This is a genomic window from Bradyrhizobium sp. AUGA SZCCT0176 (assembly GCF_018130145.1).
Taxonomy (GTDB): Bacteria; Pseudomonadota; Alphaproteobacteria; order Rhizobiales; family Xanthobacteraceae; genus Bradyrhizobium.
Genome location: NZ_JAFCMB010000007.1, coordinates 105,422 through 130,510 on the forward strand (window position 1 = coordinate 105,422; position 25,089 = coordinate 130,510).

Annotated in this window: 26 protein-coding genes; 12 read left to right on the plus strand and 14 right to left on the minus strand. The window is 62.8% G+C overall.

Annotation, left to right across the window (positions count from 1 at the left end):
- Positions 1–21: 21 nt before the first annotated feature.
- From JQ600_RS18605 to JQ600_RS18620, 4 genes are read right to left on the minus strand one after another with little or no spacing between them, the layout of a single operon-like run.
- The gene (locus JQ600_RS18605) at positions 22–756 is read right to left on the minus strand and encodes an amino acid ABC transporter ATP-binding protein (RefSeq protein ID WP_212386604.1); all 735 of its coding nucleotides are present in this window, start codon (positions 754–756) and stop codon (positions 22–24) included.
- Positions 743–1,393, minus strand: a complete 651-nt coding sequence (locus JQ600_RS18610; RefSeq protein WP_212265745.1) for an amino acid ABC transporter permease — start codon at positions 1,391–1,393, stop codon at positions 743–745. The genes JQ600_RS18605 and JQ600_RS18610 overlap by 14 nt, the downstream gene beginning before the upstream one ends.
- A gap of 3 nt (positions 1,394–1,396) precedes the next feature.
- Positions 1,397–2,059: an amino acid ABC transporter permease gene (locus JQ600_RS18615; protein WP_211998316.1), complete on the minus strand. Its 663-nt coding sequence runs from the start codon at positions 2,057–2,059 to the stop codon at positions 1,397–1,399.
- Between the two features lie 24 nt (positions 2,060–2,083).
- Complete coding sequence (locus JQ600_RS18620; RefSeq protein ID WP_212386603.1) at positions 2,084–2,869, minus strand: transporter substrate-binding domain-containing protein; 786 nt, start codon at positions 2,867–2,869, stop codon at positions 2,084–2,086.
- Positions 2,870–3,435: 566 nt separating this feature from the next.
- On the opposite strand from JQ600_RS18620, the gene JQ600_RS18630 reads away from it, so the two are divergent.
- The 6 genes from JQ600_RS18630 (at position 3,436) to JQ600_RS18655 (ending at position 8,911) form a co-directional block, all read left to right on the plus strand.
- On the plus strand, positions 3,436–3,657 hold the full coding sequence (locus tag JQ600_RS18630; RefSeq protein ID WP_192739307.1) for a cysteine rich repeat-containing protein: 222 nt from the start codon (positions 3,436–3,438) through the stop codon (positions 3,655–3,657).
- A 74-nt stretch (positions 3,658–3,731) separates the two neighbouring features.
- Positions 3,732–3,947 carry a hypothetical protein gene (locus tag JQ600_RS18635; protein WP_192739279.1) on the plus strand — a complete coding sequence of 72 codons (216 nt, stop codon included), beginning with the start codon at positions 3,732–3,734 and terminating at the stop codon, positions 3,945–3,947.
- 170 nt (positions 3,948–4,117) lie between these two features.
- Complete coding sequence (locus tag JQ600_RS18640) at positions 4,118–5,434, plus strand: TAXI family TRAP transporter solute-binding subunit (RefSeq protein WP_212386602.1); 1,317 nt, start codon at positions 4,118–4,120, stop codon at positions 5,432–5,434.
- 128 nt (positions 5,435–5,562) lie between these two features.
- Entirely contained in the window at positions 5,563–6,702 is a 1,140-nt protein-coding gene (locus tag JQ600_RS18645; protein WP_212386601.1) for an FAD-dependent monooxygenase, read from the plus strand.
- Positions 6,699–8,306 (plus strand): benzoate-CoA ligase family protein, encoded by a 1,608-nt coding sequence (locus JQ600_RS18650; RefSeq protein ID WP_212386600.1) that lies wholly within the window; start codon positions 6,699–6,701, stop codon positions 8,304–8,306. Before JQ600_RS18645 ends, JQ600_RS18650 begins: the two co-directional genes overlap by 4 nt.
- A 164-nt stretch (positions 8,307–8,470) precedes the next feature.
- Positions 8,471–8,911 (plus strand): GFA family protein, encoded by a 441-nt coding sequence (locus JQ600_RS18655; RefSeq protein WP_212490024.1) that lies wholly within the window; start codon positions 8,471–8,473, stop codon positions 8,909–8,911.
- Positions 8,912–8,918: 7 nt separating this feature from the next.
- Here the strand turns inward: JQ600_RS18655 and JQ600_RS18660 are convergent, their stop codons facing one another.
- On the minus strand, positions 8,919–9,428 hold the full coding sequence (locus JQ600_RS18660) for a MarR family winged helix-turn-helix transcriptional regulator (protein WP_212265737.1): 510 nt from the start codon (positions 9,426–9,428) through the stop codon (positions 8,919–8,921).
- Entirely contained in the window at positions 9,418–10,050 is a 633-nt protein-coding gene (maiA, locus tag JQ600_RS18665; protein ID WP_212265736.1) for a maleylacetoacetate isomerase, read from the minus strand. The genes JQ600_RS18660 and maiA overlap by 11 nt, the downstream gene beginning before the upstream one ends.
- 125 nt (positions 10,051–10,175) lie before the next feature.
- Here maiA and gtdA point away from each other — a divergent pair, with 125 nt between their 5' ends.
- Positions 10,176–11,216 carry a gentisate 1,2-dioxygenase gene (gene gtdA, locus JQ600_RS18670; protein WP_212209720.1) on the plus strand — a complete coding sequence of 347 codons (1,041 nt, stop codon included), beginning with the start codon at positions 10,176–10,178 and terminating at the stop codon, positions 11,214–11,216.
- Between the two features lie 166 nt (positions 11,217–11,382).
- Here gtdA and JQ600_RS18675 read toward each other — a convergent pair whose 3' ends face one another.
- The 4 genes from JQ600_RS18675 to JQ600_RS18690 all read right to left on the minus strand — a co-directional run bounded on the left by JQ600_RS18675 (position 11,383) and on the right by JQ600_RS18690 (position 15,590).
- Positions 11,383–12,204: an ABC transporter permease gene (locus JQ600_RS18675; protein WP_212490025.1), complete on the minus strand. Its 822-nt coding sequence runs from the start codon at positions 12,202–12,204 to the stop codon at positions 11,383–11,385.
- The gene (locus JQ600_RS18680) at positions 12,197–12,970 is read right to left on the minus strand and encodes an ABC transporter ATP-binding protein (protein WP_212490026.1); all 774 of its coding nucleotides are present in this window, start codon (positions 12,968–12,970) and stop codon (positions 12,197–12,199) included. The genes JQ600_RS18675 and JQ600_RS18680 overlap by 8 nt, the downstream gene beginning before the upstream one ends.
- A 228-nt stretch (positions 12,971–13,198) precedes the next feature.
- Complete coding sequence (locus JQ600_RS18685; RefSeq protein WP_212386595.1) at positions 13,199–14,203, minus strand: ABC transporter substrate-binding protein; 1,005 nt, start codon at positions 14,201–14,203, stop codon at positions 13,199–13,201.
- A gap of 22 nt (positions 14,204–14,225) precedes the next feature.
- Positions 14,226–15,590, minus strand: a complete 1,365-nt coding sequence (locus tag JQ600_RS18690) for an FAD-dependent oxidoreductase (RefSeq protein ID WP_212265731.1) — start codon at positions 15,588–15,590, stop codon at positions 14,226–14,228.
- A 116-nt stretch (positions 15,591–15,706) separates the two neighbouring features.
- Here JQ600_RS18690 and JQ600_RS18695 point away from each other — a divergent pair, with 116 nt between their 5' ends.
- Entirely contained in the window at positions 15,707–16,003 is a 297-nt protein-coding gene (locus JQ600_RS18695; RefSeq protein WP_312010902.1) for a hypothetical protein, read from the plus strand.
- A 379-nt stretch (positions 16,004–16,382) separates the two neighbouring features.
- On the opposite strand, the gene JQ600_RS18700 is transcribed toward JQ600_RS18695, so the two are convergent.
- Positions 16,383–17,183: an enoyl-CoA hydratase-related protein gene (locus JQ600_RS18700; RefSeq protein ID WP_212265730.1), complete on the minus strand. Its 801-nt coding sequence runs from the start codon at positions 17,181–17,183 to the stop codon at positions 16,383–16,385.
- Between the two features lie 170 nt (positions 17,184–17,353).
- Between JQ600_RS18700 and JQ600_RS18705 the strand changes: the two genes are divergently transcribed.
- Both JQ600_RS18705 and JQ600_RS18710 read left to right on the plus strand, forming a co-directional pair.
- Complete coding sequence (locus JQ600_RS18705) at positions 17,354–18,328, plus strand: ketopantoate reductase family protein (RefSeq protein WP_212386593.1); 975 nt, start codon at positions 17,354–17,356, stop codon at positions 18,326–18,328.
- Positions 18,329–18,368: 40 nt separating this feature from the next.
- A complete protein-coding gene (locus JQ600_RS18710) occupies positions 18,369–19,151 on the plus strand; it encodes an SDR family oxidoreductase (protein WP_212386592.1) in 783 nt (260 codons plus the stop codon).
- A 7-nt stretch (positions 19,152–19,158) separates the two neighbouring features.
- Here the strand turns inward: JQ600_RS18710 and JQ600_RS18715 are convergent, their stop codons facing one another.
- Both JQ600_RS18715 and JQ600_RS18720 read right to left on the minus strand, forming a co-directional pair.
- The gene (locus JQ600_RS18715; RefSeq protein WP_212265727.1) at positions 19,159–19,887 is read right to left on the minus strand and encodes an aspartate/glutamate racemase family protein; all 729 of its coding nucleotides are present in this window, start codon (positions 19,885–19,887) and stop codon (positions 19,159–19,161) included.
- Positions 19,888–19,925: 38 nt separating this feature from the next.
- A complete protein-coding gene (locus tag JQ600_RS18720; RefSeq protein ID WP_212386590.1) occupies positions 19,926–20,612 on the minus strand; it encodes an alpha/beta family hydrolase in 687 nt (228 codons plus the stop codon).
- Positions 20,613–20,885: 273 nt separating this feature from the next.
- Here JQ600_RS18720 and JQ600_RS18725 point away from each other — a divergent pair, with 273 nt between their 5' ends.
- Together JQ600_RS18725 and JQ600_RS18730 are read left to right on the plus strand one after the other, a co-directional pair.
- Complete coding sequence (locus JQ600_RS18725) at positions 20,886–22,709, plus strand: di-heme-cytochrome C peroxidase (protein WP_212386589.1); 1,824 nt, start codon at positions 20,886–20,888, stop codon at positions 22,707–22,709.
- A 164-nt stretch (positions 22,710–22,873) separates the two neighbouring features.
- Entirely contained in the window at positions 22,874–24,622 is a 1,749-nt protein-coding gene (locus JQ600_RS18730; protein WP_212265725.1) for an NAD(P)/FAD-dependent oxidoreductase, read from the plus strand.
- A 19-nt stretch (positions 24,623–24,641) separates the two neighbouring features.
- Here JQ600_RS18730 and JQ600_RS18735 read toward each other — a convergent pair whose 3' ends face one another.
- The gene (locus JQ600_RS18735; protein ID WP_192739296.1) at positions 24,642–24,884 is read right to left on the minus strand and encodes a hypothetical protein; all 243 of its coding nucleotides are present in this window, start codon (positions 24,882–24,884) and stop codon (positions 24,642–24,644) included.
- Between the last annotated feature and the right edge of the window lie 205 nt (positions 24,885–25,089).

A 25,089-nucleotide genomic window follows, 5' to 3' on the forward strand; every position in this document is an offset into this window, starting at 1 on the left:
CGTGAAAACGGCGCGATCGGACTATGCGTGCGAGACGGTCCCGACGAACTGCTGCAGTTCCGGCGTCCGCGGCGCGGCAAAGACCTCTTTCGGAATGCCCTCTTCATGCACCCTGCCGTGGTGCATGAAGACGAGCTTGGTGCCGACGTCACGGGCGAAACGCATTTCGTGCGTGACCAGAATCAGCGTCATGCCTTCGCGCGCCAACTGCTCGACCACGCGCAGCACCTCGTTGACCAGTTCCGGGTCGAGCGCCGAGGTGATTTCATCGCACAGCAATACTTTCGGCCGCATCGCCAGCGAACGCGCGATCGCGACGCGCTGCTGCTGGCCGCCGGAGAGCTGGTTCGGATAGGCATCCATCTTCTCGGACAGCCCGACCTTTGCCAGCACCTCGGCCGCGGTGGCGCGCGCCTCCTTGGCCGACACCTTGTTGACGACGGTCGGCGCCAGCATCACGTTCTCGGCGGCAGTCAGGTGCAGAAACAGGTTGAACTGCTGGAACACCATGCCGACATGGCGGCGCAGTTCGCGCAGATTGGTGGTGGAGCCGCCGACCTCGATGCTGTCGGCGATGATCGCGCCGGACTGATAGGTCTCCAGGCCGTTGATGCAGCGGAGCAGCGTGCTCTTGCCCGATCCGGAGCGGCCGATGATGGCGACCACATCGCCCTTGGCGACCTCGAGCGAGACGCCCTTCAGCACCTCGTTCGGACCAAAACTCTTTCTGACGTCACGAATGCTAACGAGCGACATTGAGGCGGCTCTCGATTTTTTTCGCCCACCAGGACAGCGGGAAACACAGGCAGAAATAGATCAGCGCGACCAGCGAATAGACCACGAAGGGGCGGAACGTCGCGTTGTTGAGCATGGTGCCGGCCTTGGTCAGCTCGACGAAGCCGATGATCGAGGCCAGCGCGGTGCCTTTGACCACCTGCACCGAGAAACCGACGGTCGGCGCAACCGCGATCCGCGAGGCCTGCGGCAGGATGACGTAACGCATCTGCTCGATGTAGCTCATGGCGAGGCTGGAGGAGGCTTCCCACTGGCCCTTCGGAATCGACTCGACGCAGCCACGCCAGATCTCGGCGAGAAAGGCGCTGGTCCAGAACGTCAGCGCCAGGGTCGCGGCCATCCACGGGCTCACCTCGACGCCGAACAGCGCGATGCCGAAGAAGAACAGAAACAGCTGCATCAGGAGCGGCGTGCCCTGGAACAGCTCGATGTAGATCTTGGTGGACCATTCCAGCGCCGGGATCCTGGAGGTCCGCATGAACAGCAGGATCAGCCCGACAACGCCGCCGCAGACAAAGGCGATCAGCGACAGCACGATGGTCCACTGCGTGGCGATCAAGAGGTTCGACAGGATGTCCCAGAGGCTGAACTGCAACATGGCTCACTTCGCCTTGAACAGGATGCGGCCAAGGCCGCGCAGCAGCGAACGCGTCAGCATGGCGAGCAAAAGATAGGCCAAAGCCACCAGCAGATAGACCTCGAAGTTGCGGAAATTGCGCGAGGCGATCAGGTTGGCGGCGTAGGTCAGGTCCTGCGCCGAGATCTGCGACACCACGGCCGAGCCCAGCATGACGATGATGATCTGCGACGACAGCGCCGGATAGATTTTCTCAAACGCCTGCTTGAGGACGATGTGGCGCAGCACTTCCCATTTGGTCATGGCAAGGCTGATACCGGCCTCGATATGGCCTTTCGGCACCGCCTCGATGCCGGCGCGGATGATCTCGGTCGAATAGGCGCCGAGATTGATGGTCATGGCGAGGAATGCCGCGGTCGATTCGCTGAGCTTCAGCCCGGCAGCCGGCAGGCCGAAGAAGATAAAAAACAACTGAACGATGAACGGCGTGTTGCGGATCACCTCGACATAGCCGGCGACCAGGCTGCCGAGCCATTTCGGGCCGAAGGTGCGCGCCGATGCGCCGGCGGTGCCGACGGCGATACCGGCGACGGTCGATACGACCGTCAGTACGACGGTGAACAGCAACCCCCACAGCAGCACATCCCAGTGGGGCAGCAATTCGCCGAATTGGAGCTTGTAGTTCATGACGGGTTGGCCCCCGCGACCAGGTCAAAAGCCCGGCGGCAAGGGTGCCTTCAGCCACTTCTCGGACAGTTTGGCGATGTCGCCGGACGTCTTGGCCTGCGCGATGATCTCGTTGAGCTTGGCCAGCAGCTTCGGCTCTTCCTTGTTGAGCCCGATGAAGCACGGGCTGTCCTTGATCACGAATTTGAGCGCGGGCGCCCGGGCCGGAACCTTCTCGGCGATAGCGGCGGCGACCGTATTGCCGGTCGCGATCAGGTCGACCTGCCCGGATACGAAGGCGGCAATGGTGGCGTTGTTATCCTCGAAACGCTTGATGGTAGTGTCAGCCGGCGCGAGCTTCGTCAGTTCCTGCTCCTCGATGGCGCCGCGGGTGGCTCCGATCGTCTTGCCCTTGAGCTCATCGGCCGATGCGACCTTGATTTCCTTGGTACCGAACACGCCGGAGAAGAACGGCGCATAGGCGACGGAGAAGTCGATCACCTTCTCGCGCTCGGCATTCTTGCCGAGGCTGGAAATGACGATGTCGGCCTTCTTGGTCTGCAGATAGGGAATCCGGTTGGCGCTGGTGACGGCGATGATCTCGACCTTCACCCCGAGCGCCTTGCCTATCAGGTTGGCCATGTCGATGTCGTAGCCCTGCGGCTTGAGATCGAGCCCGGCGGAGCCGAACGGCGCAAAATCCTGCGGCACTGCAACCTTGATGACCTTGGCCGCCATGATCGAGTCCAGCGCGTCGGCATGGGCCGGCGTGGTCAGCGCGGCGGTGGCGACCGCGAAAGCCGCGGCAATCATCGATTTCCTAGACAACATCCTATGTCCCCTGTGCATCGCGACATCGCCGTCCGTTCGGCCGATGTCTTCGGATCCCCTTCGCAGTGCGGGACCCTGCCCGATGCACAACGATCAGGCAATGCCCCGCGCTGCTCCTTATTTTGTCATCGCCTGCCTCGGAATTAGCCTGCGGTACGGCACTCCGGATGACAACTTCACGCCCAAATGATACTCATCCCGCCATTCCATGCAGGGTTGCGGCCAGCTACTCGACGCGAAACGCCAGGATCAATTGAACCAACCGTACCGACAGGGCGACATAACAAATCGTCATCGCGATCTGATACGCGACGTGCCAGTTGACCTTTGCCCTGCCGATACGATCAACGTCCCGATGATCAATTTTCGACGTGCGGAAATATTTCCTTGGAAGCCGGCTCGAGATGATCGGCACAGAATGAAAGCCATTCGGCTCTGATCTCCGCCATGGGTTCTCCTGATCTCGCAACAAGAAAAGGGAGCTTCAATACGGCGAGATCGAGAAGCAAGCGGGCGCCCTGCCTGACCTTTTGAGAACAACAATCATCAACGAGGAGGAAAAACAGATGTTACGTGCCATCCTGACTGCAGCCACCCTGTTGTGTGCGTCGCAAGCGTTCGCGCAGGAGATGACTGCCGCACAGCGCGACGCCTGCATGGGCGATTACGAGAAGTATTGCAAAAGCGTCACGCCGGGCGGCGGGCGGATCATCGCCTGTCTCGCCAAGGAGAGCGACAAGCTGACACCTGCTTGCAAGAAAGTGTTGCAGGCGGCGGAGAAGAAATAGACGCGCGGTCTGAGACGTATCCGCAGCACCTTCCAGAAGAAACCTGAACACCAAGATAAGTCCGGGAGAGAAACATGCGTTCATTTCTGCTCATTGCCGCCGCCCTGCTCGCCATTGGCACCGCCATGACCTTCGAGTCGACCGATGCCAACGCGGCTGTCTGCGCCGACGGCGTCGTTCGCGCCGGCTGTGCGGGACCTCGAGGCGCGGTCGTCGTCAAAAAGCCGAAGCCGGCGGTCGTGTGCCGCACCGTGATCGTGAACGGCGTCAAGGTTCGCCGCTGCACCTGATCGAAGTTGATCCGGCCCAGAACTGAAGACACCTGCACCTGCCGGCCGCTGCCTGCCGTCATTGGCGGCGCAGCGGCCGAGCTTTGCCGATTCCTGTTTTGCTTTTGCCGGATCGCAATTGATGTGCCAGCATCGACGGCTTCGAAGCATTCGATGGCCATGAATCCGGAATGAGTAATTTTTCAATCGCATTGCCAGTCTGGGCCCGGGTGCTCCTGCTGGCGGGCGTTGCCGGCATCGTCCTCGGTGCCGGCCTCATCGCCTATCGCTTTTACGACAGACCGACGGTGCTGAGCGTCGCCGTGGGGTCGTTCGACGGCGAAGCGGCCAAGGTCGCGTCGGTCATCGCCGCCCGGCTGGAAGCCACCAAATCCGCGGTCCGTTTGAAGATCGTTCCGACCGAGGACGTACTCGATTCCGCAAAAATCTTTGCCGAGGGAAAAACCGACCTTGCCATCGTGCGCGCCGATGTCGGCGATCTCTCGCTGGCGCGGAGCGTGGCGCTGGTCACCAAATCGGTCCTGATGATCCTGGCCCTGCCGGGATCGCAGGTGACCAGCATCGAGAAGATGAAGGGCCACACCGTCGGCGTCGTCGGTGGCGAGATCAACCAGAAGATCGTCGAGGCCCTGAAAAAGGAATATGACCTCGGCGACAGGGTGATCTTCAGGAACATGGCGCCGGCGGATACGCCCGGCGCGATCCAGTCGAAAGCGGCGAGCGCGTTCGTGCTGGTCGTCCCGCTCAGCGAAAAGTACCTCTCGCTGGTGAGGCGCTTCTTCCGGGGCGGGCATAATTCCTTCCCCACCCTGATCCCGGTTGAATCGGCCGGCGCCATCGCCGATGTCGAAGGCGCCTATGAGAGCTTCGATATTCCGCAAGGCACGCTGCGCGGCAGCCCGCCGGTACCGGATGCCGACCTGACCACGCTGCGCGTCGCGACGTATCTGGTCGCCAACAAGAAGATCGACCCGGACACGATCACGACGCTGACCCAGGCGCTGGTCACTGCCCGCAACGATCTCGTGCGCGACCAGCCGCTGCTGGCCGGGCTGACGGCGCCCGATACCGATCCCGGCGCCTATATCCCGGTCCATCCGGGGGCCGCGGCCTACTATAACGGGACCCAGCAAAGCTTCATGGATAAGTACGGCAACTGGATTTACCTGACGCCGATGGTGCTGGGCGCACTGGCCTCGATCTTCGCAACCGCATGGCGGTTTCTTGGCGGCCGGCAGGAACCGGCCGAGACGACGTTGCGCAGCCTGTTCGCCTTGCCGCGGCGGATCAGGGAAGTGAAGAGCGAGGCCGAACTGACCGAGATCGAAAACCAGGTCGACCAGGCACTGGATGCCGAGATGGCGAGCGCGATCAAAAGCGAGAACGCGCAGGATATCTCGACGCTGGTTTCAATGGCGCATCGGCTGGAAGATTCGATCTATCGCCGCCGGCAGATGCTGGCGGAAGGGCCGGCGAAGCAGAACTAGTTCCGGGCGGCCCCACGGACAGGGTTGACCCGGACCAATTCCGGCAAAATTTTTGGTAGCGCCATTCCCCGGTCCGGTTTAGGGTGGCTCCAACTAGTAAGTATACTGTCAATTAGGGAGGGGAACCCGTGCGTATCGCCGTCATCGGCGGAGGCCCCGGCGGTCTCTACTTCGCCTATCTCTGGAAGCGGCGTCATCCGGACGCAGAGATCGACCTGTTCGAGCAGAACCCCGAAGGCGCGACCTGGGGTTTTGGCGTCGTGTTCTCCGAACAGGCGCTGGAATTCCTGCGCGCCGACGACCCCGAGACGGTCGATGCGATTACGCCGCGGATGGAAAGCTGGAAGAACATCACGCTCAATTTGCGGGGCGAGAGCGTCGAGATCGACGGCGTCGGCTTTTCCTCGATCGGCCGGCTCGAATTGCTGACCATTTTGCAGCAGCGCGTGCGCGCCGCCGGCATCACGCCGCGCTACGACACCATCATCCAGTCGCTGGATGAACTCAAAGGCTATGACCTGATCGTCGCCGCCGACGGATTGAACTCGCTGGTGCGCCGCGGCTTCGAGAAGGAATTCGGCGCCTCGGTCTCGCATTCGACCAACAAATTCGCATGGTACGGCACCAGCAAACGTTTCGCCACGCTGTCGCAGACCTTCGTCAAAACCGACCTCGGGTCGTTCAACGCGCATCACTACCGCTATGCGCCTGCCATGAGCACCTTCCTGGTCGAATGCGACGCAGCGACCTGGCAGGCCTACGGCTTCGAGCACAAGACCATCGAACAATCGCAGGCGATCTGTGAAGAAATATTTGCCGACACGCTCGACGGCCATTCGCTGGTGTCGAACAAATCGGTGTGGCGGAATTTCCCCTGGATATGGAACGAGAACTGGTCGCACGGCAACATGGCGCTGATCGGCGACGCCCTGCACTCGGCGCACTTCTCGATCGGCTCGGGAACAAGGCTCGCGATCGAGGACGCCATCGCGCTGACCAAGGCGCTGGAGGCGGAAGCGGACATTCCCGCGGGCCTTGCCCGTTACCAGAGCGAACGCAAGCCGATCGTGAAGAAACTGGTGACGGCGGCGCGCACCAGCGCCGACTGGTACGAACATTTCCCCGAACACATGAAGCTCGATCTGATGGATTTTGCCTACAGCTACATCACCCGCTCCGGACGGATCGACGATGCGCGCCTGCGCGCGATGTCGCCGGCCTTCATGGCGCGTTACGAGGCAGCAAAGAACAGCGGGAGCCGGTCATGATGATCGACGATCAGGTACCTCTGGAAAATCCCGGCGCGCGCGAAATCGGCTTTGCGATCCCGGAGCGCTACAACGCCAGCCGCATCCTGTTCGACAATCTCGTGCACGGCCGCGGCGAACGCCTGGCCCTGACCGGACCTGCCGGCACGCGCAGCTATGCCGAGCTGTGCCGCGAGGCCTCGCAATGGGGCCACGGCTTCCAGTCGCTGGGGCTGAAGCGCGGCGACCGCATCCTGATGTTCCTCGACGATACGCCGGCTTACCCGGCCGCATTCTTCGGCGCGGTACGCTCCGGCTTCGTGCCGCTGTTGATCAACACCCTGACGCCGCCGGACCTGCTGCAATTCTATCTCTCGGACGCCGGTGCCGCCGTCGCGGTCACCGATGCCGAGTTCACTTCCAGATTCGACGCTGTCGCCTGCAAGGACACGCCGCTGCACACGCTGGTCGTGGTCAACGGCACCGCCGGCGAACACGCCGTTCCGAAGACGCTTGCTGCCGATACTTGGCTGAAGGCCTTGCCCACCGAACTCGCGGAGGCTGATACGCACCGCAACGAGATGGCGTTCTGGATGTACTCGTCGGGCTCGACCGGACGCCCCAAGGGCATCGTGCATCTGCAGCACGACATGGCCTACAGCGAAGCTGCGTTTGCGCGCAACGTGCTCAAGCTCGGACCCGACGACATCTGCTTCTCGGTGCCCAAGATCTTCTTCGCCTATGGCTTCGGCAATTCCATCACCTTCCCCTTCTCGGTCGGCGCCGCCACGCTGTTGCTGCCCGGCCAGCCGAAGCCCGCCGCGATCTTCGAGGCGATCGGCCGCTACCGTCCGAGCGTGTTTTTCGGATTGCCGACGCTTTATACGTCATTGACCAAGGCCGAGGGCGCAGCGGCCGCGGACTTTTCGTCGTTGCGGATGGCGCTGTCCGCCGCCGAGGTGCTGTCGGGTGAAGTGTTCAACGGCTGGAAGGCGCTGACCGGCCTTGAGATCATTGAAGGCCTGGGTTCGACCGAGGCACTGCACATCTACCTTTCCAACCGGCCCTATCACAAGAAGCTCGGTGCGGCAGGGCTGCGCGTCCCCGGTTATGAAATCGCGCTCAGGGACAAGGACGGTCGCGACGTCGATGACGACGAGGAAGGGATCATGTGGGTGCGCGGCGATTCCAACACGCCGCTGTACTGGAACCGGCCGGACAAATCAGCGGAGACGATCCGCGAAGGCGGCTGGATCTACACCGGCGACCGCTTTGTCCGCGATGCCGACGGCTTTCATTTTTTTCGCGGCCGCGCCGACGACCTGATCAAGATTTCCGGCCAATGGGTCTATCCGCTCGAAGTCGAACTGTGCCTTGCCGAACACCCCGACGTGCGGGAATGCGCCGTCTTCGCCGCCGAGCTGCCGGACCGGCGTATGACGCTGAAGGCGGTGGTGGTGATGAATCGCAGCGGATTCGATGCCAGCGATGCAACGAAGCGGCTGCAGGATTTCGTCAAGGCAAAGCTGTTGCCTTACAAATATCCGCGCGAGGTGCGATTCATCGAGGAGTTGCCGAAGACCGGTACGGGCAAGATCGACCGGCAAGCGCTGTTGAGGATGTAGCAACACCCTCAGTGTCGTCCCCGCGAACGCGGGGACCCATACGCCGCGGCCTATCGTTCAAAAAAGGTGCCGGACGACTTTCGCGCAGCACAGACACTGGTGGTTATGGGTCCCGGATCGCGCTTCGCTTGTCCGGGACGACGAGGTTGAAAAGGCTAAACCCCATGGAAAACACCCCGCTCCACGGCGGTTGTCTCTGCGGTTCGGTTCGTTATGAGATCCGCGCGCAACTCGGAATCGCCGAACATTGCCATTGTTCGATGTGTCGCAAGGCGCACGGTGCGGCGTTCTCCACCAACGCGCTGGTTCCGACGGAAGCACTGATCCTGACGTCCGGTGCAGAGTTCATCTCAAAATACCAATCGTCGCCTAACCGCGAAAAGTGCTTCTGCTCAAAATGCGGTTCGCAGCTGTTCATCCGGCGCCTCGACCATCCAGAGTCCACGGTCGTCACCCTCGGCACCGTCGATGGTGACCCGCACACGCGGCCCGAGCGGCATGTCTTCGTGGCTTCGAAGGCGCCGTGGTACGATATCGCCGACGTGCTGCCCCGGTTCAAGATTTACCCGGGTTTCGAGCCGCAGGACGATGCGCCGTCGGCCTGACGCTCCCTCAACCCGACTTGCCCAGGTGCTCGAGCGCGTCCTCGGCGCGCAGCGGCACCCGCGAGGCCTCGTTGTTGAGATCGACGAGCTGTGTCATCAGCGTCAGCAAGACCTTGCGGTCGGCGGCCTTCAGCGGCTGCAGCATCCGCGCCTGCGCGCGCTCGACCGACGGCATGATCTCGCGCAGCGTGGCCGCGCCCGCCCTGGTCAGATAAAGCAGTTTTACCCTCTTGTCTTCTCGCCCGGGCTTGCGCTCGACCAGGGCCTTGGATTCCAGCCGCTCGATCACGTTGCCGAGCGTCGAGCGGTCGAACGCGATCACCGCCGAGAGCCGCGTCGCGTCGATGCCGGGATGGGTGTGGATCGAAACCAGCGCGGCATATTGCACCGGCGTCAGGTCGAAGGCTTTGCATTCCTCGACAAAGATCGCGACCGCGATCTGCTGCATCCGCCGGAACAAATAGCCGGGCGCCGCGTAGACGGCGTCCATGGTGATGGGCGTGGGCTTACTCGGCATCGGGCTGCTTGTCCGGTGCGGCGTCGGCGAACGCCTTGATTTCCTTTGCCGCGGCTTCGGCCTGGAGCAGGCGCGGATAGGCCGCGACGTCGACGCCGAAGCGCCGCGCATTGGCAAGCTGCGGCACCAGGCAGAGATCGGCGAGCGTCGGCGCAGATCCAAAGCAGAACGGCCCGGGCTCGCCCGCTATCAGCGTTTCGCAGGCCGAAAGCCCCTCGCGGTTGGCCCACGCCGCCCACTCCGTCACTTTCTCTTCCGCCAGGCCGAGCTGGCGCAGGCGGGCAAGCACTTTGAGATTTTGAACCGGGTGGGTGTCGCAGGCCAGCGCCTGCGCAAAGGCGCGCACTTTGGCGCGGCGCAGCGGATCCTTTGGCAGCAGCGGTGGCGTGGGATGGGTCTCGTCGAGCCATTCGATGATGGCGAGCGACTGGGTCAGCACGGTGCCGGCGTCATCTTCCAGGGTCGGGACCAGTCCTTGCGGATTGATCGCGAGATAGGTGGGCGCGCGTTGTTCGCCGTTGCGAAGGTGATGCGGCAGGTGCTCAGTGCTCAGGCCCTTGAGATTGAGCGCGATCCTGACCCGGTAGGACGCGCTGCTGCGGAAGTAGCCATGCAGCTTCATCGGAACCTCCCGTCATTTTGTCATGTGGGCCCGAAGGCCGCATTGACGCTATCCATATTGTAAGTATGCTGTCAATCAAGCGAGATGACAAGAACCGGACGAACAAGACTAACGGGAGGCTATCCATGGAAGCCGTGCAGAAGACCCCGGAACGCGAGGCGTTCTACAAGAAGATCGATGGCGAGAACCTCTCCGCACTCTGGAATGTGATGGGCGATCTGATCACGCCCGAACCACGCAGCGCCTGCCGGCCGCATCTGTGGAAGTTCGACCAGATCCGCGACTACATGACCGAGGCCGGCAAACTGATCACCGCCAAGGAAGCTGAGCGGCGGGTGCTGGTCTTGGAAAATCCGGGCCTGCGCGGCCAGTCGAAGATCACGACCTCGCTGTTTGCCGGCGTGCAGATGGTGGTCCCCGGCGACGTCGCACCGGCGCACCGCCACAGCCAGTCGGCGCTTCGTTTCGTGCTCGAAGGCAAGGGGGCGGCAACCGCGGTCGACGGCGAGAAGACGCTGATGGAGCCCGGCGATTTCGTCATCACGCCGTCGATGACCTGGCATGATCATTCCAACGAAACCTCCGAGCCGATGTTCTGGCTCGACGGACTCGACATTCCGATGGTGCAGTTCTTCGATGCGTCCTTTGCCGAAGGCTCGAACGAGGACCAGCAGAAGATCACCCGCCCCTCCGGCGACAGCTTTGCCCGCTACGGGCGCAACCTCCTCCCCGTCGACGAGAAGCGAAAGTCGAAGACCTCACCGATCTTCAACTATCCCTACAGCTACACCCGCGAGGCGCTGGAGCAGGCCAAGATCCGCAACGAATGGGACGCCTGCCACGGGCTGAAGCTGAAATTCTCCAACCCCGAAACCGGCGAATTCGCGATGCCGACCATCGGCACCTTCATCCAGATGCTGCCGAAGGGTTTTAAAACGGCGCGCTATCGCTCCACCGACGCGACCGTGTTCGCGGCGATCGAGGGCAAGGGCCGCACGCGGGTCGGCGACCAGACGTTTGAATGGGGCGCGCGCGATCTGTTCGTGGTGCCTAGCTGGCAGTGGGTCACCCACGAGGCCGACGTCGATTCCGTGCTGTTCAGCTTCTCCGATCGTCCGGTGCAGCAGAAGCTGGATCTTTTCCGCGAAGACCGCGGGAATGCGTGACTATGTCGTCCCGGCCTTGAGCCAGGACCCATAGCCACCGGCCTTCGTTTTGCGGAAGGTCTCAGCCACCTTGCTTTTTCGAGAGATCACGCGGTATGGGTCCCGGCTCAAGGCCGGGACGACGAGACTACTTTGGAGCAACGACCTGCCTCGCAAGGGACGACACCTACCGCCAGTGCAGCAGTCTCGCTTCCAGCAAATTAATTCCCTTCCCCACCACCAGCCCGAACACCGACAAGATCACAACGGCGGCCAGCAGCTGATCGGTTTGCATCAGATTGCCGGCCTGCAGCACGAAGGCGCCGATGCCGTATTGGGCGCCGATCATTTCCGCGCTCACCACCAGCAGCAGCGCGACCGACGCCGTGATGCGAAAACCGGCGAGGATCGAGGGCAGCGCGCCCGGCCAGATCACGCGGCGCACGATCAGGTGGAACGGCACATTAAAACTCTGCGCCATCCGGATCAGATTGCGCGGCACCGCATCGACGCCGCTATAGACCGAGATGGCGGTGGAGAAAAACACGCCGAGCGCGATGGTCGCGATCTTCGGCTCCTCGCCGATCCCGAGCCACAGGATCAGCAGCGGCAGCAACGCGATTTTGGGAATCGGAAACAGCGCCGAGATGAAGGTGATGCCGACGCCGCGCGCCAGCGTGGATAACCCGATCCCGAAACCGACGATGATACCGGCAGCCGTGCCAAGGATCCAGCCCGATCCAATCCGCATCACCGACCAGGACAGATGCTGCCAGAGCGCGCCCGACAGCGCGAGCTTGTAGATCGCCGCAACGATCGCCGAGGGCGGCGGCAGGAACAGCGCATTGACCCAGCCGGCGCTGCCCGCGAGTTGCCAGAACCCGATCACCAGCGCCAGCGCGATCCAGCCCGAATAACGCCCCGCGCTCGGCGTAAAGCCCGCGCCGCGAAACGCCACCGGCCGCGGCCTGGTCTCGTCCTGCGTCCCCTGCGGCGCGCGGTCAAGCATGCTGGACCTCACGCTCGGCGTCGATCGCCTCCTCACGGATCAGCGACCACAGATCATTTTGTATCGCGAGCAGTTTTCCGCGGGCATTGATGTCGCCGCGTTCATCGCGCGTCATCGGGATGGTCACGACCTCGCGGACGCGGCCGGGACGACGCGACAGCACCACGATGCGGTCGGCAAGGCGCACCGCTTCTTCGAGATTATGCGTCACGTAGACCGCGCCCATCGAACCGTCGGCGAGCAAACGGATAAAATCCTCCATCAGCAATTCGCGGGTCTGCGAATCCAGCGCCGACAGTGGCTCATCCATCAGCAGGATCGCCGGCCGCACCGCGAGCGCCCGCGCAATGCCGACACGCTGGCGCATGCCGCCGGACAATTGCTTCGGGTAGGCGCCGCGAAAATCGGTGAGCCCCGTGCGGCGCAGCGCGTCGTCGACCACGGCGCGGCGCTCGCTTATCCCGAGCGCCGTATGCACCAGCGGAAATTCCACATTCGCTTCCACGGTACACCAGGGCAGCAGCGCAAAATCCTGGAATACGAAGGTCAGCGGGTTGAGGCTGCCCGCCGGCGGCGCGCCGCGCAGTTCGGCCTGGCCCTCGCGCGGCCGCAGCAATCCCCCCAATATCGACAGCAGCGTGCTCTTGCCGCAGCCGGATGGCCCGACGATCGCCACCACCTCGCCCGCGCGCACGGTGAACGAGACCTGATCGAGCACGTCCAGCGTACCGAAGCGGTGGCTGATATGGTCGGCGATCAGGTCCATTTGGCTGCCCGTTCGAATCCTTGCACCACTGCGCTCCCTCTCCCGCTTGCGGGGGAGGGCTGGGGTGGGGGTCTCTCCCCACGGCAGGCTCGCCGAGTGGATAGACCTTCCCCCACCCGCCGCGCTCTAGCGAGCGCCATAGCCGAAGCACAGCTTCGGCGTTCTTATCTAAGCACGGCCGCCAACGGCGGCCTATGCTCCCCCGCAAGCGGGAGAGGTAACCTCAAATCAATCCGCCTTCACATATTCCTTGGCGATGATCGCATCCACGCCAAATCCCTTGTCGACGAAACCCTGTTCCTGCAGCCAGCTGATCTGGTTGGCGACGTTCTTGACGTCGAGTTTGCCGTCGGGATCGATATAGGCGCAATTGCCGACCACCTGCTCGACCGGCAGATTGGTGTACTTGGCGATGATCTCCAGCAGCGGTTTTGTCTTGTCGTTGATCGCGGCCTTGCCGTCCTTCACGGAGGCCAGGATCACGTCATGATATTCGCGGTCGGCGCGGACCAGCGCGCCCAGCAATTTCGTCACCAGCGCAGTATTGGTCAGTGTCTTCGGGGAAGCGAACACAGCACCGAGCTGCCACGGCGTTTCGTCGCCGACCCAGCCGAGCAATTTGGCGCCATCGGAATCCATCAGCGTGCGCGCGGTGGACACCGGCAACAATGCCGCATCGACGGTCTCGCCCTTCAGCGCGGCGGCGGCATTCGACAGCGACTGCAGCGGCAGCACCTTGATGTCCGCGAGCTTGAAGCCGTATTTGTCGGCGAGCAGGCCCAACGAATAATGGAAGCTGGAACCGACCTGGGTCACCGCGATGCGCTTTCCCGCAAGATCCTTCGGTGTCTTCAGCCCGGCGGCATAGGCGTTGTTGCTGGCGAAGTAGCCGATCAGGGGATAGCCGGCCTTCTCGCGGCTCATGCCGCCGATCACTTTCAGCGTGCCCTTGCCGGCGAGATTATAGAGCCCTGCGGTGACCGCGGTGACGCCGAAATCGACGTCGCCCGACGTGGTCGCCACCGCGATCGGCTGTGCCGCGTCGAAGAATTTCAGTTCGATGTCGAGGCCGACCTCGCGAAAATAGCCTTTGTCCTGCGCGATGAACACCGGCGCCGACGAAGACAGCCTGAGCACGCCGATCTTGGCCTTCAGCGCATCATCGGCCCGCGCGATGCCGCTTGCCGCGATCGCCAGCAGGGCAGCCACAGCAAGCCGTGCAAATCCCGTCATTCCGTTTCCTCCGTAACTTCTCTTACAGCCCTTCGGGCACGTTCTGGCCGCGGCCAATAAAAGCGCCCTGTTGTTGCAATGCTTGTTGCAACTTTTCAACGGCAATGTCGCGTGGAATCGTGTTGCCTGATAGCGCCAGGTCGGCAGCGATCCCAACCGCCTCGCCCATCACAAAGCAGGCACCGGAAACCCTCGCCGCCGACTGGCCGTCATGGGTCATCGAGGCGCAGCGCCCGGCCATCAGCAGATTGTCGATGCCCTCGGGCACCAGCATCCGATACGGCAGCTCGTTGAAGCCACGTGATTCCGGGATCGGCGGGAACTTGAAGACCACGTCACCCGCGACATGGGATTCCATCGGCCAGCCATTGACACCGATGGAATCCTCGAACGAGGCGCAGGCCAGCACGTCCTCTCCGGAGAGCATGTAGCCGCCGACAACGCGGCGGGTCTCGCGGATGCCGAGCTGCGGCGGCAGATCGACGATGTAGGATTTTTCGAAGCCAGGCACGGTGCGCAGGAACTCGAACGCCCGCACCGCCTGGCGGCGCCCCTCGATCTCGCCGCGGGTCATATCGTCAGGCTCAAGGCCATTCACCGCCGTGCCGTCCTCGCGCGCGAGCTGGGTAAAGTTCACCCGCCATTCGACGGCGTGGCGCTGTGGCCGGACGATCGCGGCCTTGCGCGGAAACTTGTGCGTACCTGCGGCCTCGGCCTTTTCCATCAGCGCCGGAATGGTCTGCCAGGCATTGCCGGCTCTTTCGGGGTCGATGCCGTTGAGACGGAACATCATCGATGGGTAGAGCATGCTGCCGGCATTATCGCCGACCTCGAACGGCGCGCCGGCCCAGGCCGCGAGATCGCCGTCGCCGGAGCAATCGATGTAGATGCCCGCGCGCACCGCCTGCCGGCCTGCCTTGGTCTCGACCATCAGCCCGTCGATGTGCCTCTCGTCATGCATCACCACGCCGGCACCGAGCGCATGAAAGAGAATGTCCACCTTGTGGGCGGCGAGCAGATCGTCGGCCGCGATCTTGTAGGCCGCGGTGTCATAGGCCTGTGCGAAGATCTTGCCCAGGATCAGATGCGGCGCGTTGAGCCCGCCGAGCCGGTCGATCCGATCCAGCAGTTCGGTCGCAATCCCCTGCACCACCCGATGCATCTCGCCATGGACATTGGCATGCAGTCCGCAGAAATTGGTGACGCCCGCCGCCGTGCCCATGCCGCCGAGGAAGCCATAGCGTTCGATCAACAGGGTACGGCGGCCCGCGCGCGCGGCGGCGACCGCAGCCGCGATGCCGGCCGGACCGCCGCCCAGCACGACGACGTCATATTCACCATAGAGCGGAATTTGGCGCGCAGGCTCGGTGATGGTTTTGGAGGGCAATTTGGGGTTCCCGGCTGAAGCGCCGGCATCATGCCCTTCACGGGCGATTTTGGCTACGTGTCTAACGGTTGAAATAGTGACGGAAGACATTGCTCCCGCCGCGCGGAATTGAGAAAGTGGGGACGAAAGGACTGACCGGTTTGAGAATCCTCCCTTCCCTCCTGCTCGGACTCATATTCGGCGCGGCACCTGCGCTGGCGGAAGTGGAGCAATGCCGGTTTATCCAGGCCAAGCCCGAGCGCGAAGCCTGCTACACGCGGCAGGAAGCGGCGCTGGCGGCCAAGCGCAAGCCCGAGCCAAGCGCCATCGACACACGCAGCACGGACGCTCGGATGATCGAATCGCTGCAGCAGATGCGGCGCGACGATGCCGAGGTGTACCGGAGTGTGAACGGCATCTGCCGGGGCTGTTGAGCAACCCCGGCGACGCGGCTCGGTCAGTTTTTGAACTTGCGCGCGGTGCAGCCGTACCAACCTTCCAAGTCGGTCCAACCCCTTCCCCTCGCAAAATCCTTGCAGTCAACATAGTTGGTGAGCTGCTTCCATGTCCTGGAGTCTGCCTGCGACACAGCAGCCGGTTTCTTCGCGTCCTGGGCATTCGCCGGTGCGCTTGAGATGATTGCGGCGGCTAATCCCGCTAGGAAGAGGGACGATGCTCTCATGGCTGTTTCCTCCGGCCTTCTCGGACGGCGAATGCGTCCCGGCGCAAATGAGTGTGCACGGCGGTCCGATAAAATTCAAGGTTGAGCCGAACGGCTATGCACCCTTTTGGAATGCGCAGCGATATTGCCGTCTATATCCGACCAGCCCATTTAGCCGCGCGCTTTTCGGCGAACGAGGCCAGCCCTTCGGACGCCTCCGATGTCCGCCGCCGGTCCGAATGCATTTTGACCAGCCGCGCATAAGCGTCGTCATCGACGCTCATGCCGCCGAATGAACTCTCCAGCGCCAGCGTCTTGGTTTCGGCCAGCGCCTCGGGGCCGTTGGCCAGCAATTGCTCCACGACCTTTGCGCCCGACGCTTCAAGCTCCGCCAGCGGCACCACCTCATGCACCAGACCAATACGGCGCGCGTCTTCGGCGCCGAACCGCTCGCCGGTCAGCGCGTAGCGGCGCACCTGACGGACACCGATGGAATCGCAGAGCTGCGGAATGATGATCGCGGCCGTCAGCCCCCAGCGAACTTCCGTGATCGAGAACAGCGCGTTGTCGGCGGCAATCACCACGTCGCAAGCCGAAATCACGCCGGTGCCGCCGCCGAAACAGCCGCCCTGCACCAGTGCCACCGTCGGGATCGGCAGCGTATTGAGCCGCTGCACCACCTCGAATGTGGCCTGCGACACCGCCTCGTTCTCTTCAGGCGATTTCGGCCGTACGCCATTGATCCATTTCAGGTCGGCACCGGCCTGAAAATGCTTGCCGTTGCCCTTCAGCACCACGACGCGAAGGTTGGGCTTTTTGCCCAGTTCATCCATCGCCGCCAGCACGCCATTGATGAGGCCGGCGTCGTAGGCGTTGTTCACTTCCGGGCGATTCAGCGTGACCGTCGCGACGCCGCGTTGATCGAGATCCCACAAAACCGGATTGGCAGACATTGACGGTCCTTTTTTGGTTGCAGTTGTCGTCAGGCAATATGCCGACCCACCGGCGATTGATCTATCCCTTTCCGTGATGCCTGCGATGCAAACGGCATCGGCGGTTGCGCTGCGGTGCCAGCTTGTGGAAACTGGCACCTTACGGTTCCCCTCAGCAGGACATCAACTCGATGCGGATATGCGTTTTCGGTGCGGGCGCCGTCGGCAGCCATTTCGCGGTGCGGTTGGCGCTGGCCGGACACGACGTTTCCTGCGTGATGCGCGGCCCGCACCTCGAAGCCGTGAGGGCCAACGGCCTGACGCTGCGTGTCGGCGAGGCCGAGTTCAAAGCCAAGGTGACCGCCTCGGACGACCCGGCTGATCTAGGTCCGCAGGATGTCGTCATCAGCACGCTGAAGGCGACGGGGGTGAGTGCGCTTGCCGCCGGTCTGCAACCGCTGTTGCGCGATAATACCGCCGTGGTTTTGGCCCAGAACGGAATTCCCTGGTGGTACGATATCGGGCTTCCCGCAAAACATCCGCCGACGCCCGATCTCGGCTTCCTCGACGCGAACAGCCAGCTGCGTGCCGCGATACCCAGGGAACGGATCATCGGCGGCGTGATCTATTCATCCAATGAGATCATCGCGCCTGGTGTGGTCGCGAATCTCTCGCCTGATCGGAACCGGCTCCTGATCGGCGAATGCGACGACCGCCACAGCGAGCGGATCGCGCGGCTTCGCACAGCGCTCAATGAAGCTGGTGTCGAATCGCCAGATGTCGCCGAGATCAGAGAAGCGATCTGGTCCAAGCTCCTGACCAACATGTCGATGTCGGTGCTGTGTCTGCTCACCGGCCAGACCGCCCGCGGCGTCCGGGACGAGCCGGCGCTCGCCGAGGTGATCCCGCGTTTGCTGGATGAAGCCAACAGCATCGCCCAGAGCTGTTACCCCGAGGTCAAGCGCGTCACGCGCTCCGGCCCCGCGCCCGCCCACAAGCCGTCGATCCTGCAGGACTTTGAGCTCGGCCGCGCCATGGAGATCGACGTGCTGGTCCGCGCACCCGCCACATTCGCGCGGGCGGCCGGGCTTTCGACGCCGATGCTCGATTTGATGGCGGGACTCGCGATTCGCCAGGCGTGCGACAAGGGGCTTTACCGGACTTGAACACCACGCGCGGAACACGCCGAACAAAGAGGGCTTCAACATGAACGTCAAAGGCAAGGTCTGTGTCGTTACCGGCGCCGCAAGCGGCATTGGCGAAGCGGTCGCGCGTGCTTATGCCGAGGCCGGCGCGCGCGGCGTTGTCGTCGCCGATTTGAAAACCTCGCGCGACCGGCTGGCTGCGGTCGCCGGCGATATCGACGGATTGGCTGTTACCGCCGACGTCGGCCTTGAAGAGGATGTCAAGGCGCTGATCGCAGCCGCCGAAGACAAGTACGGCCCGGTCGACGTGTTCTTTTCCAACGCCGGCCTGTCGCGCAAGGGACAGGAAGGCGCGTCCGATGCCGATTGGGACGTCAGCTGGCGGGTCCATGTCATGAGCCACGTGTTCGCGGCGCGCGTGCTGGTGCCGGCCATGCTGGCGCGAGGATCAGGCTATCTGCTCAACACCGCATCTGCCGCGGGCTTGTTGGCGTCGCTGAACTCGATGCCCTACGGCGTCACCAAGAATGCCGCGGTGGCGCTCGCCGAACATCTCGCCATTCAATATGGCGACCGCGGCATCCGCGTGTCGGTGCTTTGCCCGCAGTCGGTACAAACAGGCATGACGACGCCCGGTCCCAGCGCCGCGCGGGTCGATGGCGTGCTGCAGGCGCCCGAAGTCGCACGCATGGTGATCGAGGCGATGGAGGCCGAACGGTTTTTGATTCTGTCGCACCCGCAGGTCGCCGAATACATGCTGCGCAAGGCTTCCAGCCGGGAGCGCTGGCTGGCCGGCATGCGGCGGCTGCGAGACAAGATCTACGGCCCGCCGCAATCGGCCTGAAGCCTTCTCAACTCTTGGGCGCAAACGGCGCCAGCAGGCCGGTATAGTCCTTGGCGCCCGGCAGCGCGTAGGAACCGCGCCGCGATGTCTTGAGCTTCAGGCCGACCAGCGCTTCGGCCTGCTTCACCGCGGCCGCGACGCCGTCGACGACGGGAACACCGAATTTTTGCGAAAGTTTTGCGGCGAGATCGGCCATCCCGGCGCAACCGAGCACAATGGCTTCCGCGCCCCTGTCCAGCGCCCGCGCAATCTCGGCGTCGAGCTTCTCTTCCGCGCCGGAGCCGGGCTTTTCGAGATCGAGCACCGCGACATTGCAGGCGGTGACCTGCGCGCGTTCCGCAAAGCCGTAACGCCGCACCAGCTCTTCCAGCGGTACGATCGAACGCGGCAGCGTGGTCACTATTCCGATGCGTTTTGCCAGTTGCCCCGCTGTCACCAAGGCGGCCTCGCAAATCCCGACCACTGGAAACGGTGCGACCGATCGCGCCGCATCGAGGCCGGTGTCGTCGAAGCAGGCGATGATGCCGGCATCGGCATCCCTTGCATTCAACAGCGCCTGGATCAAGCCGGGAACGGCGAAGGCCTCGTCATAAAATCCCTCGATCGAGACCGGCCCCATCGCCGACGTCACGTCGACGATCTCGGTGCCTGATGCCGCGACCGCGCGCGCAGCCTCGCCGATGGTTTTCGTCATCGACGCGGTCGTGTTGGGATTAACGATGAGGATCTTGGCCATTCGGCCTGATTAGCATCCGCTGCGCCGTTCTGCCAATGCTATCCTGCGTCGATCTTGCCGGCCCACGCCGCGAACGCATCCAGCACCTCGGTCATCACCTCGCGGTCGTTGCGGCCTGAACTCTTCAACACGTGGAAGGAATGATCGGCTTCCTTCACGAGATGCAGCGTCGCCGGCTTGCCCAGCTTCTTGACCACGGGTTCGAGCAGGCTCAATTCGGCCAGCGCATCGCGCGTTCCCTGCAGGAACAGCATGGGTATATCGACCGCGGCGAGATGTTTGGCGCGGTCGCTGGACGGCTTTCCCGCCGGATGCAGCGGAAAGGCAAAGAAGGCGAGCCCGCGAACGCCCGGCAAGGCATCGATCGCCTGCGCCTGCGAGGTCATGCGCCCGCCGAAGGATTTGCCTCCCGCGATCAGCGGCAGCCCGATGTAACGTCGCGCCGCTTCCGCCACCGCGGCCCGCACGGCGGCGTGCGCCACACCAGGCGCATCCGGCCGTTTGCTGCCCTTTTCCATATAGGGGAACTGATAGCGCAGCGTCGCGATGCCGCGGTCGGCAAGACCTGTCGCAATCGTCTCCATCGAGGCATGGGCCATGCCGGCGCCTGCCCCATGCGCGAACACGTAACACGCGCGCGCCTGCGGCGGATGGATCAGCAACGCGGACACCGGGTCCGCAGAGGTGATTTCGATTTTGAGCGGTTGCGCTGTGGCGGCTTTCAAATCGGCGATCCCGGGTTATGCTATCGCTTGATTCTACATTCAGGGGCGGCGCGTGCAAACGCGCGAACCCACCCGGCGGATTCGAAAACGGCGCCCTTCCGCTCCCGCAAAATGGAACGACCCGCGAAACCGGCTTTATGGACAGCCGAGTTATGCTACTATAAGATGGTGCAATATTTGATCGCACGCCAAGGCTGAGTACGTGTTTGGCGATTTTTTAATGAGATACGCATATTTCGCGCTCAGGCGGCGCAATTGAACAAGGGGCTGATCATGCGGGGCAGGACAAAAATTGTTATCGCAGCCTTGATCGCCGCCGCCGGTTACGTCGCCTTCAAGGACGACATCGCGAAACTCTGGGAAAACCTTCACGTCAGGATCGCGGAGTACCCGCAGCCGAAGAAGACCGTCTGGCTCGACCAGGGCATCAGCAAAGAAAAACTCAGCTGGTTCTATCACGCCGACCAGGGAACGCGGACCTTCGGCATGCCCTTTGAATGGTTCATGGCCCTGGAGCAGCCGACGATTCCGTGGCTTGTCTTCACCGAGGCTGACCCGTTGAGCGACCCGGCCTATCTCGATCGCTACGGCTTCATTCCGGACACCATCATCCCCGGCAAGAAGGCGCTTCCGATCGGCATTGCGCAGGGCGGTCCGATGCTCGACCCGTCGGGCGCGCCATGGCGCAATCCACGCAGCAAGCAGGACATGACCGGCGTCGGCCTGACCTGCGCGGCCTGCCATACCGGGCGGTTCACCTACAAGGATACGGCTGTCATCATCGATGGCGGGCCGGCGCTGACCGATCTGTTCAAGCTGAAGCAGGGAATGGGCGTGGCGCTGCTCTTTACGCGACTGATCCCCACGCGCTTCGATCGGTTCGCCGAACGGATCCTGGGGCCGGACTCGGCGGTCGCGGATCGCGAGATCCTGAAATACCAGATCGACCAGGTCCTCACGCAATTGAAGGCCGTCAAGAATCTCGAGGAGGCCGTCGCTTCCCAGAGCGTCCTCGAAGGCTATGGCCGGCTGGACGCGCTGAACCGGATCGGCAATCAGGTGTTTTCAATCGACCTGAAGAAGCCGGAAAACTACGCGGGCTCCTCGGCGCCGGTGCATTACCCGCGGATCTGGAACACGCCTTGGTTCGATTGGGTGCAGTATAACGGCTCCATCATGCAGCCGATGGTACGCAATGCCGGCGAATCGCTGGGCGTATCGGCGGAGCTCAATCTGCTCGACCCGTCGAAGGGCCTGTTCAAATCGAGCGTCAACGTCGACAGCCTCAACGAAATGGAGCAAATGATCGCAGGCGATCCGCCGAGCCTGGAAAAAGGCTTCTCGGGCCTGAAGTCACCGCGCTGGCCGAGCGACATCCTGCCGCCGATCGACGAGAAGCTCGCGGCCCAGGGCGGCGAACTCTACAAGGTGCATTGTCAGGAATGTCACCGTCCGCCGGTCTCGACCAAGGCGTTCTTCGATTTCAACAACAAGGATTGGTGGACCAGGAACGAGGTCGGCCAGCCAGTCCTGAAGATCGAAAACATCCCGATCGAGCACATCGGCACCGATCCGGCCCAGGCCGCGGATATGATCGCCCGGACGGTCGCGACCCCACCGCATCTCGGAATCACCGAGACCGGATTCGGATTCGCGCTCGGCAAACTGGTCCAGAAGACCGTCGACGTCATTTATGACCAGCGGAAACTGGACGAGAAGCAACGCAATGCCCTGAACGGCAACATGCCCAACGAAATCCAGGGCAAGCTTGAATACAAGGTCCGTCCGCTGAACGGCGTTTGGGCGACCCCGCCCTATCTCCACAACGGTTCGGTTCCAAACGTCTACGCGCTGCTGTCTCCGGTCGACGAAAGGCCGAAGAAATTCTATCTCGGCAACCGCGAGTACGACCCGGTGAATCTCGGCTACAAATACGACAAGCTCACCAACGGCTTCGAATTCGACACCTCGATCCGCGGAAACTGGAACACAGGCCACGAATTCGCTGACAAGCCACCGAAAACCAAGGGCGTGATCGGCAAGAAACTGGCTCCCGACGAGCGCAAGGCGATCATCGAGTACCTTAAGACGCTCTGAGACATGATGCCGCGCAGGCCGGACCGACTCCGGCCGCGCTGCAACACGCTTGCGGAAACGAACGGCCGCGACCGTGCGCAACCCGCCCATGCGGTGGCGCGATTGACGCTTCCAGCGCTTTGGTCTGATGTAGGCGCAGCTTTCGTCTTCACCGGGAAAAGCGCATGGTTGCGGGCAAGCAAGATCAACAACAACGTCCGGCCGAGGTTGACGCGGTGTTTGACGCCGTCATCGTCGGCGCCGGTTTTGCCGGCATGTACATGCTGCACCGCCTGCGCGGGCTTGGCTTTACCGCGCGGGTCTATGAGGCCGGTGGCGGCGTCGGCGGCACCTGGTACTGGAACCGCTATCCCGGCGCGCGCTGCGACGTCGAGAGCATGCAGTATTCGTTTTCGTTCTCGGAAGAACTCGACCAGCAATGGGACTGGTCGGAGAAATACGCGCCGCAGCCGGAAATCCTCGCCTACGCCAACCATGTCGCCGACCGCTTCGATCTGCGCCAACACATCCTGTTCGACACCCGCGTCACCTCCACAAGTTTTGACGAAGCCGCCAAAGGCTGGCGCATCGAAACCGACCGCGGCGACAGGGTGTTCGCCAAATTCTGCATCATGGCGATCGGCTGCCTGTCGGCGGCAAACCATCCGCCCTTCAAAGGACGCGAGGATTTCAGGGGACCGGTTTATCACACCGGCGAATGGCCGCATGAAGGGGTCGATTTCACCGGGCTTCGCGTCGGCATCATCGGCACCGGTTCATCGGCGATCCAGTCGATTCCGATCATCGCGCAGCAGGCCTCCGCGCTTACCGTATTCCAGCGCACCGCGACCTATTCCGTGCCGGCCTGGAACGCGAAACTGACGCCGGAATACCGCCAATCGATCAAGGCGGATTATCCGGCGCTTCGGGCGAAAGCGCGGGCGCGGCCGACCGGCTTCTATTTCCCGTTCAACATGAAGCCGGCGCTGGAAGCCTCACCGGAGGAACGCGAGCGGCAATATGAAGAAGCCTGGGAACGCGGCGGACTGCCGTTTCTCGGCGCCTTCGGCGACCTCTTGTTCGAGAAGGAGGCCAACGACACCATCGCCGAATTCGCGCGCAACAAGATCCGCGGCATCGTCAAGGATCCCGCGACCGCCGGGCTGCTGTGCCCTTCCAACGTGTTCGGCTGCAAGCGTTTGTGCGTCGATACCGGCTATTTCGAAACCTATAATTTGCCGCATGTGAAACTGGTCGACGTGTCCAGGACGCCGATCGAACGTTTTACGAGCAAAGGCATCGAGGTCGACGGGTCAGAATATCAATTCGACGCCATCGTCTCCGCGACCGGCTTTGCGGCCATGACCGGCTCGTTCGACAAGATCCGCATCACCGGGCGCAACGGGCAGACGCTATCAGAGAAATGGCGCGCCGGCCCCCGCGCCTATCTCGGCGTCGCGACCGTGGGCTTTCCCAACCTGTTCACCATCACCGGGCCGGGCAGCCCGTCGGTGCTGGCGAGCATGATCCAGGCTATCGAACAGCATGTCGACTGGATGGCCGACTGCATGGCGCATATCCGCGACATCGGTGCTGATACAATCGAGCCCATCGAGCAATATCAGGATGAATGGGTCGAGCACGTCAACGAAGTGTCAAAAATCTCGCTGCGCTCGACCTGCAGTTCCTGGTATGTCGGCGCCAACATCCCCGGCCGGCCGCGCGTCTTCATGCCCTATATCGGCGGCTTTCCGATCTACGTGCAGAAATGCAACGAGGTCATGAGCAACGGTTTTGAGGGTTTTGTGATCGACGGTGCCGACCCGCGCAACGAAGCACCGCGCGTGCGGCTGACCGAGCGCTGGCGCGTCCCGCTCGACATCGACGTCATTTCGCCTGCGGCGGTCGCCGCCCGGCGCGTACCCGTGGTTTGAGGCGCTTACTTTGGAGCGCTTACCTGGAGACCACCAGCCGCAATCGCGGCTTGATCGTCTCGTCGAGTTCGGCCTTGAGCTCGTGCACGCGCGGATCGTCGGAACGCGCGGCACACACCGAGTATTGATTGACCGAACGCACCAGCGCGCGCCGCTCGTCCGCCCGTTTCGTCACCTGCGGGCTGGAGAGCCTCAGAACCATTTGCCCGAGCTGCACCAGCAATTCATCGATCGCACGGTCTATCGCGGCAACTTCCTTCATCGCGCGTCTCCTTCAGAGGAGCAATGAACGGCAGGACCGAGCGTTCCTCGTGCTCAGGCCTGATGGATAATCAGCGGTAAACGGAGAACCAGCCTACCAAGGCGCGCGCAAATTCTGCTTGATGGAATTCTTCGCAATTTAGCAAACTCGGCAGCATTTCCATTCGATGCTGCGTCGCCAAAATGAGCGGGCGCGGCAGTTCGGC

Coding starts and splice junctions, on each gene's coding strand:
- JQ600_RS18660 (WP_212265737.1), bottom strand. CDS start 9,428: ATGCCGAGTAAGCCCACGCCCATCACCATGGACGCCGTCTACGCGGCG.
- JQ600_RS18635 (WP_192739279.1), top strand. CDS start 3,732: ATGCGTTCATTTCTGCTCATTGCCGCCGCCCTGCTCGCCATTGGCACC.
- JQ600_RS18655 (WP_212490024.1), top strand. CDS start 8,471: ATGGAAAACACCCCGCTCCACGGCGGTTGTCTCTGCGGTTCGGTTCGT.
- JQ600_RS18700 (WP_212265730.1), bottom strand. CDS start 17,183: ATGTCTGCCAATCCGGTTTTGTGGGATCTCGATCAACGCGGCGTCGCG.
- JQ600_RS18730 (WP_212265725.1), top strand. CDS start 22,874: ATGGTTGCGGGCAAGCAAGATCAACAACAACGTCCGGCCGAGGTTGAC.
- JQ600_RS18630 (WP_192739307.1), top strand. CDS start 3,436: ATGTTACGTGCCATCCTGACTGCAGCCACCCTGTTGTGTGCGTCGCAA.
- JQ600_RS18620 (WP_212386603.1), bottom strand. CDS start 2,869: ATGTTGTCTAGGAAATCGATGATTGCCGCGGCTTTCGCGGTCGCCACC.
- JQ600_RS18615 (WP_211998316.1), bottom strand. CDS start 2,059: ATGAACTACAAGCTCCAATTCGGCGAATTGCTGCCCCACTGGGATGTG.
- JQ600_RS18725 (WP_212386589.1), top strand. CDS start 20,886: ATGCGGGGCAGGACAAAAATTGTTATCGCAGCCTTGATCGCCGCCGCC.
- JQ600_RS18735 (WP_192739296.1), bottom strand. CDS start 24,884: ATGAAGGAAGTTGCCGCGATAGACCGTGCGATCGATGAATTGCTGGTG.
- JQ600_RS18715 (WP_212265727.1), bottom strand. CDS start 19,887: ATGGCCAAGATCCTCATCGTTAATCCCAACACGACCGCGTCGATGACG.
- JQ600_RS18685 (WP_212386595.1), bottom strand. CDS start 14,203: ATGACGGGATTTGCACGGCTTGCTGTGGCTGCCCTGCTGGCGATCGCG.
- gtdA (WP_212209720.1), top strand. CDS start 10,176: ATGGAAGCCGTGCAGAAGACCCCGGAACGCGAGGCGTTCTACAAGAAG.
- JQ600_RS18650 (WP_212386600.1), top strand. CDS start 6,699: ATGATGATCGACGATCAGGTACCTCTGGAAAATCCCGGCGCGCGCGAA.
- JQ600_RS18610 (WP_212265745.1), bottom strand. CDS start 1,393: ATGTTGCAGTTCAGCCTCTGGGACATCCTGTCGAACCTCTTGATCGCC.
- JQ600_RS18710 (WP_212386592.1), top strand. CDS start 18,369: ATGAACGTCAAAGGCAAGGTCTGTGTCGTTACCGGCGCCGCAAGCGGC.
- maiA (WP_212265736.1), bottom strand. CDS start 10,050: ATGAAGCTGCATGGCTACTTCCGCAGCAGCGCGTCCTACCGGGTCAGG.
- JQ600_RS18675 (WP_212490025.1), bottom strand. CDS start 12,204: ATGCTTGACCGCGCGCCGCAGGGGACGCAGGACGAGACCAGGCCGCGG.
- JQ600_RS18705 (WP_212386593.1), top strand. CDS start 17,354: ATGCGGATATGCGTTTTCGGTGCGGGCGCCGTCGGCAGCCATTTCGCG.
- JQ600_RS18640 (WP_212386602.1), top strand. CDS start 4,118: ATGAGTAATTTTTCAATCGCATTGCCAGTCTGGGCCCGGGTGCTCCTG.
- JQ600_RS18605 (WP_212386604.1), bottom strand. CDS start 756: ATGTCGCTCGTTAGCATTCGTGACGTCAGAAAGAGTTTTGGTCCGAAC.
- JQ600_RS18680 (WP_212490026.1), bottom strand. CDS start 12,970: ATGGACCTGATCGCCGACCATATCAGCCACCGCTTCGGTACGCTGGAC.